We start from the raw sequence: 15376 nt of genomic DNA on the forward strand, positions 1-15376 counted from the left end.
CGAACTGGCTGTCAGTTACAGAGCCATGTCGCTGGCAGCATTGGCTTTAGGGGCCGCTGGTGCTTCAGTCGGTGCTTCAGTCGCAGCCGGGGCTGCGGCCTGAGGGATTACCGGCGGAGTAGTCAGCTGCAACACCTTGGCGGTGTAAGCCCACTCTTCTGCGACTTTCTCAGGATTGCCGTTCAGCTGAGTGCCGTAGCTCGGCACGATCTGATGCAGTTTTTCCTGCCAGGCTGGCGAAGCAACCTGATCCTTGAAGACCTTTTGCAGGACCGACAGCATGATCGGTGCAGCGGTCGATGCGCCCGGCGATGCGCCCAGCAGACCGGCGATGGAGCCGTCAGCGGAGGTCACGATCTCGGTGCCCAGTTTCAGCACGCCACCGGCCGCTTCATCACGCTTGATGATTTGCACGCGTTGGCCGGCTTGCCACAGGCGCCAGTCTTCCGCTTTGGCGTTCGGGAAGTACTCTTTCAGGGCATTCAGGCGGTCTTCGTCAGACAGCATGAGTTGGCCAGCAAGGTACTCGACCAGCGGGTATTCCTTGATCCCGACTTTGGTCATCGGCCAGATGTTGTGGGTGGTGGTGCTGGTCAGCAGGTCCAGGTACGAGCCTTCTTTGAGGAACTTGGTGCTGAAAGTCGCGAATGGGCCAAACAGAATGACGCGCTTGCCGTCCAGAACACGGGTGTCCAGGTGCGGAACCGACATCGGCGGTGCGCCCACCGAAGCTTTACCGTAGGCCTTGGCCAAGTGTTGCTCGGCAATGGTCGGGTTCTCGGTCACGAGGAACGAGCCGCCCACCGGGAAGCCTGCGTATTCCTTGGCTTCAGGAATGCCGGACTTCTGCAGCAAGTGCAATGCACCGCCGCCCGCGCCGATGAAGACGAACTTGGCGTCGGTTTCGGTTTTGGTGCCGTCTTTCAGGTTTTTGTAGCTGACGCGCCAGGTACCGTCGTCGTTCTTGGTGATGTCCTGTACTTCACTGGACAGCTTCAAGTCGAACTTGGGCGTGGTTTGCAGGTGCGCGACGAACTGGCGGGTGATTTCGCCGAAGTTCACGTCGGTGCCGATCGGCGTCCAGGTGGCCGCGATTTTCTGGCTCGGGTCACGCCCTTCCATCATCAGCGGAACCCACTTGGCGATCTGCGCCGGGTCTTCGGAGTACTGCATGCCGGCGAACAGCGGGCTCGCTTGCAGGGCTTCGTAACGTTTTTTCAGGAACTTGATGTTGTCATCGCCCCACACAAAACTCATGTGCGGAGTGGAGTTGATGAACGAACGCGGGTTCTTCAGAACGCCCTGCTGAACCTGCCACGACCAGAACTGGCGGGAGATCTGGAAAGCTTCGTTGATTTCAACGGCTTTCGGGATCTGCACCTTGCCGTTTTCGTCTTCCGGCGTGTAGTTCAGCTCGGCCAGTGCGGAGTGACCGGTACCGGCGTTGTTCCAGCCGTTGGAGCTTTCCTGGGCGACGCCATCGAGGCGCTCGACCATTTCCATCGACCAGTCCGGTTGCAGCTCGTTGAGCCAGACACCCAGGGTCGCGCTCATGATGCCGCCGCCAATCAGCAGCACATCGACTTTCTTTGCCTCTTCCGCTTGAGCGGACGTGATCCCCATCGACAAAGCCAGCCCCAGCAGGGCCGTGTTGAGTTTCTTAAGCATCTGTAGCACCTATGATAAAACGCCATCCGCCCTTCCATCCGCACTCGCAAGGACCATGATTCACGACATTCAGGCAGGATATCGTGGGCTCTCGCACAGCAGGATTGGAGGGTGGGCACACAAGGCCGACGTGTCCATCGACCTCAGTTTATATGTCCCTACTGAACTGACTTTTTATCATTATTGGCTTCAGCTACTTGAGCGACATTGATCCTGTTGGCACGCCGCAAGAGCGCACTAACTGAATAGGTCAAAGCAAGTTGGCGCGCAGAATATCACGCCAGGCACACCCGCGCGTCTGTTCGCGACCTGCCGGTCCGGGAATTGCCCTGCAGATTCCCCCGATTGCGCAGGTCCGCCCTCATTCGCAGGAACAAAGCTTGCTCGCGAAGACACCCGCCCGAACACCCTCAATCCAACCCGCAAGCCCTAAGCAACCCACGCAAACCCAGCGCATTCCCCGGCGCACACCCGCTCGCCGTGTTATCGAAAATGCACCACGTCTCGGCCCCCGCCTCTACCGACAACTGAATTTTCGCCGCCAGCGCCTGCAATCGTTGCAAATCGTAATTGCTGTAATAAACCCGTGGCGAACCGTGCATCCGCCAATAGCGGACCCCGGACCAACCGCCCGGCACCTCGCCACCGGTGATTGGCGACGGGTCGGCGGCCACTCGGCCAATTCGCTGATCGACCAGCAAACCATGCGCTGCCCGCCAGGTTTCATGGCGCGGTTCAAGCACCACCGTGCCTTCGTAGCGGCGCCGCAGCATGCGCAGAAATTCTTCTGCCACCGCCGGGTCATAGGCCAGCGACGGCGGCAACTGAATCAACAGGCAACCCAACTTGTCGCCCAACTGCAAACACTGCGACAGGAACTCATCAAGCAAGCCTTCGCACTGCTGCAAACGTTGAACATGGGTAATCAACTTCGGCATCTTTACCGAGAAGCGAAATCCCGCAGGCACTGATTCAGCCCAACGCAAATACGTCTTTGGCCGGTGCGGACGATAAAACGAACTGTTGATTTCGACCGCGTTCAGTTGCGCCGCATAGCGCTGCAAGTGTGTGCCGGGCTCGGGAAACAATGGCCAATGTTCCCGCGGCAAACTCCAGCCGGCACAGCCGATATAAAGCGAACTCAATAGAGCACCGCCGCCGCATCGCGCATGAATATTTCGATGGTTTTCGGCCCGACGCCTTCAAACTCGCCGAGACGTTTTTCGAAGTCTTTGCGATCTTCGCTGGCATTTTGAATGTTGCCAATCTTGCCGGCGTATTCATCGACGAGTTTTTTGCCTAGATGGCGCAAGCGCTCGGCCGTAGTTTCGTCGTAACGCACGTAATGCGCTTCGCCGAGCATCACCACCAGTTCTCGATGGCTGCAACCGGACAACTTGCGTGCGGTATCGCGCGAATGTTTTTCGACAATCACGCGATACGCCTCTGCAGCGATATCCCGTTGAATGCGTTTACCCATCAGGAAACTGGCAATAAACCATTTGAACAAGGCGCTTTCATCGCCCTTGTTCAATTGAATGCCAAGATCATTCGCGCTAATTGTTTTAGTCATAACTTGCCCATCCTTGCGCGCTTACTCAGGTACCGCCGCCAACACCTTGGATCGAATTGGCAAATGCAACGCCTGCTTCCCTGACTAACACCCGCCACTCCGAACTATTGATAAGCCCGGCACACTCCATTTCATCGGCAGCTTTCAGCAGTTCATCGTATTGCTCTTCGCTGTCCATGCGGATTTCTGGTTGGCGCAACATTTTGTACCAGGCAACCAGGGCTTCACGCTTTTGTTCATTGTTCATGGCTGCTTCTCTCGAGGGTTGTTTTCTCTTGGAAGGGTCGTGCCTGGCCGCCGTTCCTCACGCCCGACAGATGGCTATGGCGACTCAAATCAACCGCTGCACACATCCAGAAATATCTGCTACGTTGTACGACGACTGACAAATAAAGTCGGTTCGTACCCCACAACAACAAGGAAACACCCATGACCAAAGCCAAATTGCTGATCGGTTTTCTGTGCCTCTTCAGCGGCTACGTCGCCGCCGCCCCGGCGACTGCCGAGAATGATGTCGCACAAGCTGTCGACCATCTGACCCAAGCCATGCTGCACAAAGACATCCCCGCGCTGGAAAAACTCACCGCGCCGACCCTGAGTTACGGCCATTCGAGCGGCAAGGTTCAGGACAAAAAAGCCTTTATTGCCGACATCGAAACTGGCAAGAGCGCTTTCAAAACGCTGGAGATGCAGAAGCAGACCATCACCCTGTCGGGCGATACCGCGCTAGTGCGTAATCACTTTTCCGCGCAGGCGTTAAATGGCACCGAAGTGGTACCGACCGAAATCGAGAACTTGCAGATCTGGCAGAAACAGCATGGCAAGTGGCTGTTAGTGGGACGTCAGGCGTTTCGGATCTGAGCAATGACTTGCACTGAATAACGCTTTCGCGACCACGCTCACAGGCTCTTGCCAAAACACCAAACCCTGTGGGAGCCGGGCTTGCTCGCGATGGCGTCACGCCGGCCACCATCACTGCTGCGTGACAGATCGCCTTCGCGGGCAAGCCTCGCTCCTACTGGATGCAGGAATGAGCCTGCTCGCGATAAGGCCATTAACCCAACCCGATCTAACGCTGCGTATGCGCTACATCCAGCTGACTGAACGTCACCTGCCCGCCCTCATTCTTGTAGCCAGTGTTGTCCAGCGCATAAACGCCAGCCTTGAAGTACAGCTTTTTGTTCTTCCAACTCGAATTGATTTGCTTGCCCCAGCTGTAGCCTTGTGAATCGACGTTCAAGTAACCCGCCGAACTGAAGCGCACTTCATAAGAAAATGTCTTGCCGAGGGCGATGTCCCTGGCGATCACGATGGTCACGTCCTCACTGCCGGGTTTCAGCCGATAGTTGGCAATCACATCGCCCTTTTTTCTGGCCGCGTCGTATTGATATTCAACTTTCAGCAGCGGGCCTTCGCCCTGATAGATATGGATCTGGCCAATCACGATCCTGCCGATCGAGGGCACTTGGTTAACCTTCAAGACCGCTTTGAGGCGGTGATTGGCTTCGGGATAGGTCCAGTTGCGCAGCGTGCCGTCACTCAGGGTTTCGCGCAGTTCGCTGCGGGGGAATTCGGATTTCGCGGTGCTGGAGCCGGTGACCGGCGCCCAGAAAAACAGTTTGTCGCCAGATCGGAAATATTGGTCGGAATAGCCATCCACCAATCTCGGGGTATCGATGACTTTGGCCGGTGTGCCGACAGGAATCGTCAAGTTCCAGGTTGCCAGTTCAATCATCTCAGCTCTCCTTTGGGGGCGAGCGGACCATACAGCAACAACAGCGCCATTGAACTCTGCTCGTCGGCGAGCCTCCTACGTTATGTGCTACTTCATTTTTGCTCCGCGCTTTTGGAGGACACCGCCATGCGCCGCATGCTCTTCGTTTCCAGTCTTGTCTTGTGCCTGCCGTTCGGTTCGGCTTTCGCCCGTGTGGACGCCGGCGATGTCGCGACCTCCGCCGGGGTATCCGCTTCTCTGTATTCCACTTTCAAAGACCACAAAATGGTGATTCCGGCCCGTGATGACGTGTCGGCGTTTGTCGCCAGTGACGGCGCGATTCGTGGGGTTTATATGGAATCGGTGTTGAAACAGATTCGCCAGGACAACCCTGGTTTGAATGCCACCGATGAAGACCTGGCGAATGCGATTCTCGTGCAGTACGAAGGGTTGGCCGCTCATTAACCGCCGTGGTTTATTTGGGTGAATGTCAGGGGCAGGCGCATTGGCTGCTTGCCCTTGAGGTCCGTCGAATCGCTGTGGGCAAAACCGTTGATGGGCTTCTATGATTGAGCCCATGACGACTTCCGCACCGATTCGCTCACCCTGCCCGCCCGGCGCCTGCATTTGCGGGCGCGATCCGCTGCTGGAAACCCCAGGAGCGGATGTGCGGATCCTGTTTCTGACGCGTCAGGAGGAGAAGCGCCTGCTTGATCGGCTGGAAAATCTGCAAAGCCTCGCCGACCTGCAACGAGTGCAACAACGGATGTTTGAACAATTGGGTATTCGCGTGGAGTTGGCGACAGGTTTCAATGAAGTGCGAACCATGCGTGGGATCGGCATCACTGTTGAAGAGTTGCCGGGATTGTGTCGCAAGACGCGTGCATCTATTCCTGCCGCGATTCGTCGCAGTCTGGAGAAACGGCCTGAAATTGCCTACGAGTTGTTGAACGCTAATGACTTGTTGCGCGATGCCTGAAGTGTGTTGATCTACGTTTTTGCCATCGTTAGCTATAGTGATTTTCCAGGCACTGTTTCAGGGCCTGATATTGAGTCGGTGTCGGGCTGGATGTTCACCCAACCACCGAGTTATCCATTAAGGAGATGTTCATGAAGCGTTCTGCACTTGCTGGTTTGTTTATTGCCGCTGCATTGCTGGCCCCCTCCGCGTTCGCTGCGCCGGACCTGTGTACGGTCAATCTGCAAAAGATCAAAGACGCTCAGTTGAGTACGGAAGTACAGAGCGAGGGGCTTAAAACCAATATTGAAGACACGGTGAAAAAGGCTAAAGCGGCAAAGGCCAAAGGCACTGAAGCAGGCACCAAGGATTGCATTTCGTTAACCACGCAAGCCTTGCAGGACATTCAAAACAACACCAAGGGCGATCAATAATCTTGGGGTGACACCCGTGTTTCGGTAGGCGTTGCCGGAAGGCGCGCCTGGCGAATCCGCAGTTTTAGAGTTTCTGACGAGTTTTAGAGTTTCTGATATTGAGCCGGTGCCGGGCTGATTTTTTTGCACCAGCGTCGAGCTATCCATTAGGGAGATTTCCATGAAGCGTTCTGCACTTGCCGGATTGTTTGTTGCTGCTACGTTATTGGCGCCCGCCGCATTTGCTGCGGACGATCTTTGCGCTGTCAATCTGCAAAAAATCAAAGATGCTCAGCCGCAGATGAAAGTCCAGAGTGTCGAGTTGAATGCCAGGATTAAACAAGCCGTAGAAAATGCTCAAAAGGAACAGGCTAAAGGCACGGAAGAAGGCAAAAAGAATTGCATCTCGTTGACCGAAAGAGCCCTTAACGATATTGACGACACTGACGACGGCCGCGAATAACGCCTGTTTTTGAGCAGCCCTATAATCTGTTCGGGCATCCGGTAGGAGTTGTTCCTACCGGTGGCCTTGCAGGCTGCTTATTGTTTTATTGTTGAGCCAAGCCACTCTTGGCTCGCTGCTCCAGATGCAACTGCAACTCTGGCTCGATCTTCAACGCTGCAGCCAGTTCATCCAGATATGCGCGCTCGGCGTCCTGCTGATCGTCGACCAACATCACACTCGCCAGATACATTTCCGCTGCCATCGCCGGGTCGGTGGCGGATTGCGCCACATCGCCAGCATCCAGCGGACGCGCGACTTCGTCGTCGAGCCATTGCTGCAGTTGCGGGTCGTCGGTGTGGCGGGCGACTTCAGCACTGATCATCTGTTTTTCATTGGCATCAATGCGGCCATCAGCCTTGGCGGCACCGATCAAGGCGCGCAACACGGCGTGGCTGTGTTCCTCGACTTCTGGGCCGGACAGCAGATCGACAGTGCGCGGCGCCTGTTGCGGCGCCGAAGCCTGGCTGCGTTGCCAGGCTTGATAGGCCTGAAACGCCATCATCCCGAGGGAGGCCAGTGCCGCGTAATTAGTGCCGCCGGCCGAGCGCGTGCGCGCCGAACCGCCCAACGCCGAGCCACCGCCCAACAAGCCACCGAGTAGACCGCCGAGGCCGCCACTGCCGCCGCCCCTGCCGCCGCCCGAGCCTGCGCCTAACAGACCACCGAGCAAGCCACCGAGGCCGCCCGTCGACGGCGAAGCGCCGCCACGTTGCTGCGACGTCGAGCCTTGGCTGCCGCGCAGGAGTTGTTCAAGCAGATCGCTGGTGTTCATGACGCCATCCTCATTAAAAGACGTGGCTTAAACAGGCATAAGCAGTCAGCCAAACATAGTCCCCGGTGGTGATTGCGCCAGCACCGTCTGGCTGAATCGAAGGCCAATATGCCGCGAGTACCAAAACATTTGGCCCCTTCAACACAATGTCCTGGGAAACCCCGGCAAATTTCTCCACCGTTTTTCCGTGCGAGCCAGCTAAGATTGAGAGGTGGTGAACCTTATTCCCGCTTTTCCGGTCGATACCTGCAACCCGCCCCGGTTTGCCGACGCCCCCAATAGAAGGGTGCTGACTGGCTTGCTTCACTTTTTGGAGAACGCCCCCGTGATATCAACCCTACACATCGCCAGGCTCAAAGCATGGGGCGCCCATGGTTTTACCGCGACTGGCGTGGTCACTGCTTTCCTGGCCACCCTCGCGCTGCTGGAAAATCAAGCTACGCATTGCCTGCTCTGGTTGGGCGTGGCGCTGATCGTAGACGGCCTCGATGGCGCACTGGCGCGCAAGGTCAATGTGCAATCGGTGCTGCCGAGTTTTGATGGCTCGATCCTCGATCTGGTCATCGATTACCTGACTTACGTATTTATCCCGGCGCTGTTTATCTACCGCTACATTCCCCTGCCGGAATACACGCTGCTATTGACCGTGTCGCTGATTCTGGTGTCGTCGCTGTTCTGCTTCTGCAACGTCAACATGAAGAGCAAAGACAACTATTTTCAGGGTTTCCCCGCTGCCTGGAACGTCGTCGCGTTGTGCCTGTACATCATCAGCCCGTCGCCGTGGGTGACTTTCCTGACCGTGATCGGCCTGGCGCTGCTGACCGTCACGCGGATGAAGTTCCTGCACCCTTTCCGCGTGCGCAAGTTCATGCCGATCAACATTGCCGTCACCGCCATTTGGCTGCTGTGCAGTTTGTCGCTGGTGGTCAACCATCCAGTGATCAACCCGCTGGTCATGGGCCTGTGGCTGCTGATGTCGGCGTACTTCCTGGGGATTTGCATCTGGCGCACGGCGATGGAGTGGTTTGACGTTTCGCGTCACAAGTAAACGTTTGTGCGCATTCCGTTCGGAGCGCCGCCCACCGTGCGGCGTGCCGATGCAAGGGTGCCGAGATCGGTGGTGATCACAGGGATAAGTGAAAGGTGAATAGTCAGATTCGTCTTGCGTGTGCTGATGATGCGGCTGCGATCAGCCGCGTTATCGTTCAGTCTTTGCGCCGATCCAATGCCCAGGATTACCCGGCTGATGTGATTGCCCGGGTCGAGAAAGGTTTTTCTGCCGAATCCGTTATTGCGTTGATGAGCGTGCGGCAGGTGTTTGTGGCGACGGTTGATCAAAGCGTCGTTGCAGCTGCGAGCCTGGATCACGACGTTGTTCGTAGTGTGTTTATTGATCCTGACCATCAAGGTCTTGGGCTGGGCAGGCAGCTGATGGCGACGCTGCGCTCCGTGGCCCGCGATGCCAACATTAAAACCCTGCGCGTCCCCTCCTCGATTACCGCCGAAGGTTTCTACCTGACATTGGGTTTTGTGAAAGTGCGCGATGAATTCCATGGCGCTGAGCGCACCATCATCATGGAACAGCGGATTTAGCGGCGGTGCCTGTTGGTGAATGGTTCCGTCAGCCGGGTTTTATTTCAATGGACAGACCGACATCGCGAGCAGGCTCACTCCTACAGTGGGTAGCGTGCAGACAAGACATTTGCGGCCAAACACAGATCACCTGTAGGAGTGAGCCTGCTCGCGATGGCGTCCTGTCAGGCCCCACAACCTCATCCGACAAACCTCTCAACGATCAGCGTCTGGTAATCACCACCTCCAGGTACTCGCTTGGCACCACCAGTGAATCGGCGCCCGCGCGGTTGAGTTTGTTGAGCAATTCAGTCAATTCCTTGTCCAGCGCCTCGGCGCCTTCCGGTGGTAGCACGGCGAATGCCTTGTGCACCGGGCCATACCAGGTGCGGAAGATTTCGATGAAGTGCGCCGCCGAGCGGTAGCGAAAGTTGAAATGCCGCCGCGTGACCTGAGTCTGGAAATCGTGATCATCAAAATGCGTGTGCAGCCAGGATTCGTTGCCCCAGTTCGACGGCGGTTGCGCGCCGGGCGGCGGTGGCAAGTGACGACCGAGGGTTTTGAACATCTGGCCAACAAAGCCTTCGGGCGTCCAGTTGGCCAAGCCGATGCGGCCACCGGGGCGCACCACTCGGGCCAATTCCGAGGCGGCTTGGGCCTGGTCGGGCGTGAACATCACGCCAAACGTCGAGAGCACCGCGTCGTAACTGGCGTCCTCGAACGGCAACGCCTCAGCGTCAGCCACCTGAAAAATCACCTCCAGCCGTTCCGCGCGGCTGCGGTCTTCGCCGCGTTCCAGCAGCGCCGCAACATAGTCGGTGGACGTCACCTGACATCCGCGACGTGCCGCGGCGAGCGTGGCATTGCCATTGCCGGCGGCGACATCCAGCACCAACTCGTCGCAGCGCAAGTCGCAGGCTTCGGCCAGTTGCTCGCCGACAATCTGCAACGTCGTGCCGATCACGGCATAGTCGCCGCTGGCCCAAGCGGCCATCTGACGGTTTTTCAGGGCAGTGAGATCAATCGGTGTGCTCATGAGGTGATGCTCCCTGGCGGGTGAAAACACAGATCAGGCGCTGACGGACGACGGTTCCGCCATGGTGAATCTTCTTGTTATGGGGACAGGGGCCAGCAGCACCCTGCTCTGCAACTATCGCCCCGCCATTGCGCCGCGTCTTCGCCGATCGTCTGGAGATAGGCGCGGTTACAGCGCTCGCCGATGAATGGCGGTGAAACTGTTAAACCCAGTTAACAGTCGTTGCGAAAAACGCTGGATATCCGCATTTTTTTCAAACACCAAAGTACCTGTGGCGAGTTGGCAAATGCCCTCGCCACAGGTTTTGGTGCTGGCAAATTAAGACGCGGCAGGCGCCTTTGCCTCTTGCAGCAGTTGTCGGATCATCTGTTCCTGCGTCTCATAACTGCCCTCGCCAAAGTGGGTATAACGCACCTGCCCTTTGGCATCGATCAGGTAGTGGGCGGGCCAGTATTGGTTGTCGAAGTTGCGCCAGATTGTGTAGTTGTTGTCGATTGCCACCGGGTAGGTAATGCCGAGTTTTTTCACCTGATCCCTGACGTTATCGATGATGCGTTCGTAGCCGTATTCCGGGGTGTGCACGCCGATGACCACGAGGCCCTCCTCCTGGTACTTTTTCGCCCAATCCTTCACGTACGGCAAAGTGTGCTGGCAGTTGATGCAGTCGTAGGTCCAGAAATCGACCAGCACCACTTTGCCTTTCAGCGCTGCGGTATTCAGGGCCGGTGAGTTCAGCCATTCGACCGCGCCGTCGAGCGACGGCATCGGGCGCTTGTCGGTGTCGATGGCAGTGTCAATGGCGTTGTCGGCCTTGACCTTGCTGACGAGGTAATCGAGCACCTTCGGCACGTTTTCCAGCAGGCCTTGCTCGACGCGGGTGACGCTTTCGGATGAGGTGCCGGCGAGCAATGCGTTGTCCACGCCGGTGGATATCACCGCTGCCGCCGCAAGTACCGCCACGCCGGCGCCGCGCCGCAACCAAGCGGTGACCGGGATCGATGGTTTCAGGCGATTGACCAGATTGCGTCCGGCGAAGATCAGCGTGCCCAGCGACAACGCGCTGCCTAATCCGTAAGCCACCAGCAACAAACTGGTTTGCGCGTTGGCGCCTTGCAGCATGGCGCCGGAGAGGATTACGCCGAGGATCGGCCCGGCGCACGGGGCCCAGAGCAAACCGGTGGCAACGCCGATCATCACTGAACCGAGCGGGCCGGACATTTTGCGTTTGCCGGGGTCGAGGCGATTGCCGAGTATCACGAACGGGCGTGCGAGCCAGTCACCGATGCGCGCGGAAATCAGCGAAAACGCAAACACCACCATGACAATAAGCGCCACATGGCGGCCGGTGTTGTTGGCCTGGATCACCCATTCGCTGCTGACCACGGCCAGGCTGGCGATCAGGGCGAAGGTCAAAACCATGCCGCCCAATGTGAAAAATATCGAGGAGCGCGTGCGTTCAACCCCGGCAAACAGAAACGGCACGACCGGCAGAATGCACGGGCTGAGGACAGTCAAAATACCGCCCAGAAATGCGATGAGAAACATAGCAGGTCACCTGAAATAATCAAAACAGAACACAACCCTGCAGGAGCCACCACAACCCCTGTGGGAGCCGAGCTTGCTCGCGATGGCGGTGGGTCAGTCGCTGTAGATATTGAGGCGACTGGCCTCATCGCGAGCAAGCTCGGCTCCCACAGGGGATTGCGGGGATTGTGGGGGTTGCGGAAATTTGGCAATTGCCTTGCCATTTCAACTGCCGTCGGCGCAGTCATCGGAGAATTTGCTGTAATCCAGTGCCTGGGTTTTGCCTTGCGAATCGAGGTAGGTCAGCCGTGCATTGACGATCCCGCACGACGGCGTGGCGTCCTGTTTCAGCGACACGACTTTCTGAATGTCCAGATGCGTGCCGTAGGTGTAGGTTTTCGGCGTGACATCCGCCTCAGCGCGGGCCGACAAGGTGCAGATGTTCAGGGCGGCAAACAGGCAAGCGGCGTAGATGGCTTTGGTGTTCATGGCGGTAATCCTCAAGTCTTCAATGGTTAGTCGATTCGAGGCCTGCTGGTTTGCCTCGATGGAGTCCATTAAAAGCGTGCGAGGTATCGCGCCTGTGTCGGGATTTGCCCTGAATCAGTCGTTACGTATCAAAGCCAGCGCCCGATACACAGCGATACAAAAGCCCGGAAAATCGACGTTTTTGCGTCCGCATGTATCCCTCGACAGCGCAGATACAGTGGAATACAAAGGCCTGCGGGCGAGCGGACAAAGGCCCGATAGACTGCGCGACATCCCCCATTTACAGAGGCGTCACCCATGGAACATGTCGATCACATTCTCATCGTCGACGACGACCGCGAGATTCGCGAACTGGTCGGCAACTATCTGAAGAAGAACGGTTTGCGCACCACGGTCGTGGCGGATGGTCGGCAGATGCGTTCGTTTCTGGAATCAACACCGGTCGACCTGATCGTGCTCGACATCATGATGCCCGGCGATGGCGGCCTGACCCTCTGCCGCGAATTGCGCGCCGGCAAACACAAAACCACGCCAGTGCTGATGCTCACCGCGCGCAACGACGAAACCGACCGCATCATCGGCCTCGAAATGGGCGCCGACGATTACCTGGTCAAGCCGTTCGCCGCGCGTGAATTGCTCGCGCGGATCAACGCCGTGCTGCGCCGTACGCGCATGCTGCCGCCCAACCTGATCGTCAGCGAAAGCGGTCGGCTGCTGGCGTTCGGGCGTTGGCGCCTGGACACCTCCGCGCGGCATCTGCTCGACAGCGACGGCACCATGGTCGCCCTCAGCGGCGCGGAATATCGCTTGCTGCGAGTGTTCCTCGATCATCCGCAACGAGTGCTCAACCGCGACCAATTGCTCAACCTGACCCAGGGCCGCGACGCCGATTTGTTCGACCGTTCCATCGACTTGCTGGTCAGCCGTTTGCGTCAGCGCTTGCTCGACGATGCCCGCGAACCGGCCTACATCAAGACTGTGCGCAGTGAGGGTTACGTGTTTTCGCTGCCGGTCGAAGTACTCGGGGCATCGGCATGAAACGCACCCTGATCTGGCCGCGCACCCTCGCCTCGCGGTTGTCATTGATCTTCTTGATCGGCCTGATCCTCGCGCAGGTCTTGTCGTTTGGTGCGCAGTATTACGAGCGCTACGAAAGCGCCAAGACCACCATGCTCGGCAACCTGGAAACCGACGTTTCGACCTCGATTGCGATCCTCGACCGCTTGCCGGCAGACGAGCGCGCGGGTTGGCTCAAGCAACTGGAACGGCGCAATTACCGCTACTTGCTCGGCGAAGGTTCGCCGGGCGCGGCGATGGACGATATGCCGGTTGCGGTGACGTCGATCAAAGACGCAATCGGCATGGAATACCCGATGACCGTGACGGATATTCCGGGGCCGCAGAAGCATTTCCAAGTGCATCTGAAACTCACTGATGGCAGCCCGGTGACCATCGACGTAAGGCCGGCAATGGTGCCGTTGTCGCCGTGGTTGCCGATTGTGTTGCTCGGTCAATTGGCGTTGATGATCGCCTGCACGTGGCTGGCCGTGCGCATCGCCATCCGCCCGCTGACACGGCTGGCGGTGGCGGTGGAAACTCTCGATCCGAATACCAAGGCGGTGCATCTGGACGAAAAAGGCCCGACCGAAGTCGCCCACGCGGCCAGGGCGTTCAATGCGATGCAGGCGCGAATTGCGGCGTATCTCAAGGAGCGCATGCAATTGCTGGCGGCGATCTCCCACGACCTGCAAACCCCGATCACGCGGATGAAACTGCGCGCCGAGTTCATGGACGATTGCGTCGAGAAAGACAAACTGTGGAGCGACCTCAGCGAGATGGAACACCTGGTGCGCGAAGGCGTGGCGTACGCGCGCAGCATTCACGGCGCGACCGAAGAAAGTCGCCGCACCGATCTGGATTCGTTCCTCGACAGCCTGGTTTTTGACTATCAGGACATGGGCAAACAGGTGCAACTGAGCGGCAAAAGCGCCGCCGTCATCGACACTCGACCGCACGCGTTGCGCCGGGTGCTGGTGAACTTGACGGACAACGCGCTGAAGTTCGCTGGCGCGGCCGAATTGGTGGTGAAGGTGCTGGCCGATGGCAGTTTGTCGGTCAACGTAATGGACCGTGGGCCGGGGATTGCCGAGGAGGATCTGGCGCAGGTAATGGAACCGTTTTACCGCGTCGAGAACTCGCGCAACCGCAGCACCGGCGGCACCGGACTGGGCCTCGCGATCGCCCAGCAACTGGCGCTGGCAATCGGCGGATCGCTGACCTTGCGTAACCGCGAGGGCGGCGGCCTGTGCGCAGAACTGAAATTGCCAACGCCGCATTAACCTTGTGGGAGCCGAGCCTGCTCGCGATGGCGGTGGGTCAGTTGGCACTGATATCAACTGACAGACCGCTTTCGCGAGCAAGCTCAGCTCCTACAGGGGATTTTTGTTGGGTGGGGGATTGGCGTTCGACCGCGATTAATGTGGGAGTGAGCCTGCTCGCGATGGCGGTGGGTCAGTTGAGGTTGATATCAACTGGCAGACCGTCATCGCGAGCAAGCTCAGCTCCTACAGGGGATTTTTGCAGGATGCAGGATTGGCGTTCGACCGCGATTAATGTAGGAGTGAGCCTGCTCGCGAAGGCGGTGGGTCAGCTGAGGTTGATATCAACTGACAGACCGCTTTCGCGAGCAAGCTCAGCTCCTACAGGGGATTTTTGTTGGGTGGGGGATTGGCGTGCGACCACGATTAATGTGGGAGCGAGCTTGCTCGCGATGGCGGTGGGTCAGATGAGGTTGATATGAACTGGCAGACCGTCATCGCGAGCAAGCTCAGCTCCGACAGGGGATTTTTGTTGGGTGGGGGATTGGCGTTCGACCACGATTAATGTGGGAGCGAGCCTGCTCGCGATGGCGGTGGGTCAGTTGAGGTTGATATCAACTGGCAGACCGCTTTCGCGAGCAAGCTCAGCTCCTACAGGGGATTTTTGTTGGGTGGGGGATTGGCGTCCGACCACAATTAATGTGGGAGCCGAGCTTGCTCGCGATGGCGGTGGGCCAGTTGAGGTTGATATCAACTGACAGACCGCTTTCGCGAGCAAGCTCAGCTCCTACAGGGGATTTTTGTTGGGTGGGGGATTGGCGTGCGACCACGATT

At 57.9% G+C, this 15376-nt stretch carries 18 protein-coding genes; 9 read left to right on the forward strand and 9 right to left on the reverse strand.

Translation table 11 applies throughout. The features are described 5' to 3' along the window. Positions 1 to 15: 15 nt before the first annotated feature. The 4 genes from mqo to FBY12_RS06835 all read right to left on the reverse strand — a co-directional run bounded on the left by mqo (position 16) and on the right by FBY12_RS06835 (position 3488). Positions 16 to 1668: a malate dehydrogenase (quinone) gene (mqo, locus tag FBY12_RS06820; RefSeq protein WP_121731333.1), complete on the reverse strand. Its 1653-nt coding sequence runs from the start codon at positions 1666 to 1668 to the stop codon at positions 16 to 18. 410 nt (positions 1669 to 2078) lie between these two features. Continuing rightward, a complete protein-coding gene (locus FBY12_RS06825; RefSeq protein ID WP_145252236.1) occupies positions 2079 to 2813 on the reverse strand; it encodes a DUF72 domain-containing protein in 735 nt (244 codons plus the stop codon). Continuing rightward, positions 2810 to 3241: a DNA methylase gene (locus tag FBY12_RS06830; protein ID WP_145252238.1), complete on the reverse strand. Its 432-nt coding sequence runs from the start codon at positions 3239 to 3241 to the stop codon at positions 2810 to 2812. The genes FBY12_RS06825 and FBY12_RS06830 overlap by 4 nt, the downstream gene beginning before the upstream one ends. A gap of 25 nt (positions 3242 to 3266) precedes the next feature. After that, positions 3267 to 3488: a hypothetical protein gene (locus FBY12_RS06835; protein ID WP_145252240.1), complete on the reverse strand. Its 222-nt coding sequence runs from the start codon at positions 3486 to 3488 to the stop codon at positions 3267 to 3269. Between the two features lie 182 nt (positions 3489 to 3670). Here FBY12_RS06835 and FBY12_RS06840 point away from each other — a divergent pair, with 182 nt between their 5' ends. After that, entirely contained in the window at positions 3671 to 4102 is a 432-nt protein-coding gene (locus tag FBY12_RS06840; protein WP_092280288.1) for a nuclear transport factor 2 family protein, read from the forward strand. Positions 4103 to 4310: 208 nt separating this feature from the next. Here the strand turns inward: FBY12_RS06840 and FBY12_RS06845 are convergent, their stop codons facing one another. Continuing rightward, positions 4311 to 4976: a polysaccharide lyase family 7 protein gene (locus FBY12_RS06845; protein WP_145252241.1), complete on the reverse strand. Its 666-nt coding sequence runs from the start codon at positions 4974 to 4976 to the stop codon at positions 4311 to 4313. Between the two features lie 126 nt (positions 4977 to 5102). On the opposite strand from FBY12_RS06845, the gene FBY12_RS06850 reads away from it, so the two are divergent. From FBY12_RS06850 to FBY12_RS06865, 4 genes are all read left to right on the forward strand, one after another. Next, positions 5103 to 5420: a DUF2388 domain-containing protein gene (locus FBY12_RS06850; protein WP_092280284.1), complete on the forward strand. Its 318-nt coding sequence runs from the start codon at positions 5103 to 5105 to the stop codon at positions 5418 to 5420. A gap of 112 nt (positions 5421 to 5532) precedes the next feature. Further along, a complete protein-coding gene (locus FBY12_RS06855; RefSeq protein WP_145252243.1) occupies positions 5533 to 5934 on the forward strand; it encodes a hypothetical protein in 402 nt (133 codons plus the stop codon). Between the two features lie 131 nt (positions 5935 to 6065). Then, complete coding sequence (locus tag FBY12_RS06860; RefSeq protein WP_145252245.1) at positions 6066 to 6347, forward strand: hypothetical protein; 282 nt, start codon at positions 6066 to 6068, stop codon at positions 6345 to 6347. 160 nt (positions 6348 to 6507) lie between these two features. Next, positions 6508 to 6789: a hypothetical protein gene (locus tag FBY12_RS06865; RefSeq protein ID WP_092280278.1), complete on the forward strand. Its 282-nt coding sequence runs from the start codon at positions 6508 to 6510 to the stop codon at positions 6787 to 6789. 85 nt (positions 6790 to 6874) lie between these two features. Here FBY12_RS06865 and FBY12_RS06870 read toward each other — a convergent pair whose 3' ends face one another. Then, positions 6875 to 7603, reverse strand: coding sequence for a tellurite resistance TerB family protein (locus FBY12_RS06870; protein WP_145252247.1), 729 nt, complete (start codon positions 7601 to 7603; stop codon positions 6875 to 6877). Positions 7604 to 7928: 325 nt separating this feature from the next. Here FBY12_RS06870 and pcsA point away from each other — a divergent pair, with 325 nt between their 5' ends. Together pcsA and FBY12_RS06880 are read left to right on the forward strand one after the other, a co-directional pair. Further along, positions 7929 to 8651: a phosphatidylcholine synthase gene (pcsA, locus tag FBY12_RS06875; RefSeq protein WP_092280274.1), complete on the forward strand. Its 723-nt coding sequence runs from the start codon at positions 7929 to 7931 to the stop codon at positions 8649 to 8651. 95 nt (positions 8652 to 8746) lie between these two features. After that, positions 8747 to 9196: a GNAT family N-acetyltransferase gene (locus tag FBY12_RS06880; protein ID WP_145252249.1), complete on the forward strand. Its 450-nt coding sequence runs from the start codon at positions 8747 to 8749 to the stop codon at positions 9194 to 9196. Between the two features lie 202 nt (positions 9197 to 9398). On the opposite strand, the gene FBY12_RS06885 is transcribed toward FBY12_RS06880, so the two are convergent. The 3 genes from FBY12_RS06885 to FBY12_RS06895 form a co-directional block, all read right to left on the reverse strand. Next, the gene (locus FBY12_RS06885) at positions 9399 to 10211 is read right to left on the reverse strand and encodes a class I SAM-dependent methyltransferase (protein WP_121731342.1); all 813 of its coding nucleotides are present in this window, start codon (positions 10209 to 10211) and stop codon (positions 9399 to 9401) included. 318 nt (positions 10212 to 10529) lie between these two features. Further along, positions 10530 to 11756, reverse strand: a complete 1227-nt coding sequence (locus FBY12_RS06890; RefSeq protein WP_145252251.1) for a cytochrome c biogenesis protein DipZ — start codon at positions 11754 to 11756, stop codon at positions 10530 to 10532. 204 nt (positions 11757 to 11960) lie between these two features. Next, positions 11961 to 12224, reverse strand: a complete 264-nt coding sequence (locus FBY12_RS06895; protein ID WP_145252253.1) for a DUF2790 domain-containing protein — start codon at positions 12222 to 12224, stop codon at positions 11961 to 11963. A 297-nt stretch (positions 12225 to 12521) separates the two neighbouring features. Here FBY12_RS06895 and FBY12_RS06900 point away from each other — a divergent pair, with 297 nt between their 5' ends. After that, on the forward strand, positions 12522 to 13262 hold the full coding sequence (locus FBY12_RS06900) for a response regulator (RefSeq protein ID WP_145252255.1): 741 nt from the start codon (positions 12522 to 12524) through the stop codon (positions 13260 to 13262). Further along, positions 13259 to 14563 (forward strand): ATP-binding protein, encoded by a 1305-nt coding sequence (locus FBY12_RS06905; RefSeq protein ID WP_145252257.1) that lies wholly within the window; start codon positions 13259 to 13261, stop codon positions 14561 to 14563. Before FBY12_RS06900 ends, FBY12_RS06905 begins: the two co-directional genes overlap by 4 nt. Positions 14564 to 15376 lie beyond the last annotated feature (813 nt).

The sequence above is a fragment of the Pseudomonas sp. SJZ131 genome, assembly GCF_007828705.1.
Taxonomy (GTDB): domain Bacteria; phylum Pseudomonadota; class Gammaproteobacteria; order Pseudomonadales; family Pseudomonadaceae; genus Aquipseudomonas; species Aquipseudomonas prosekii.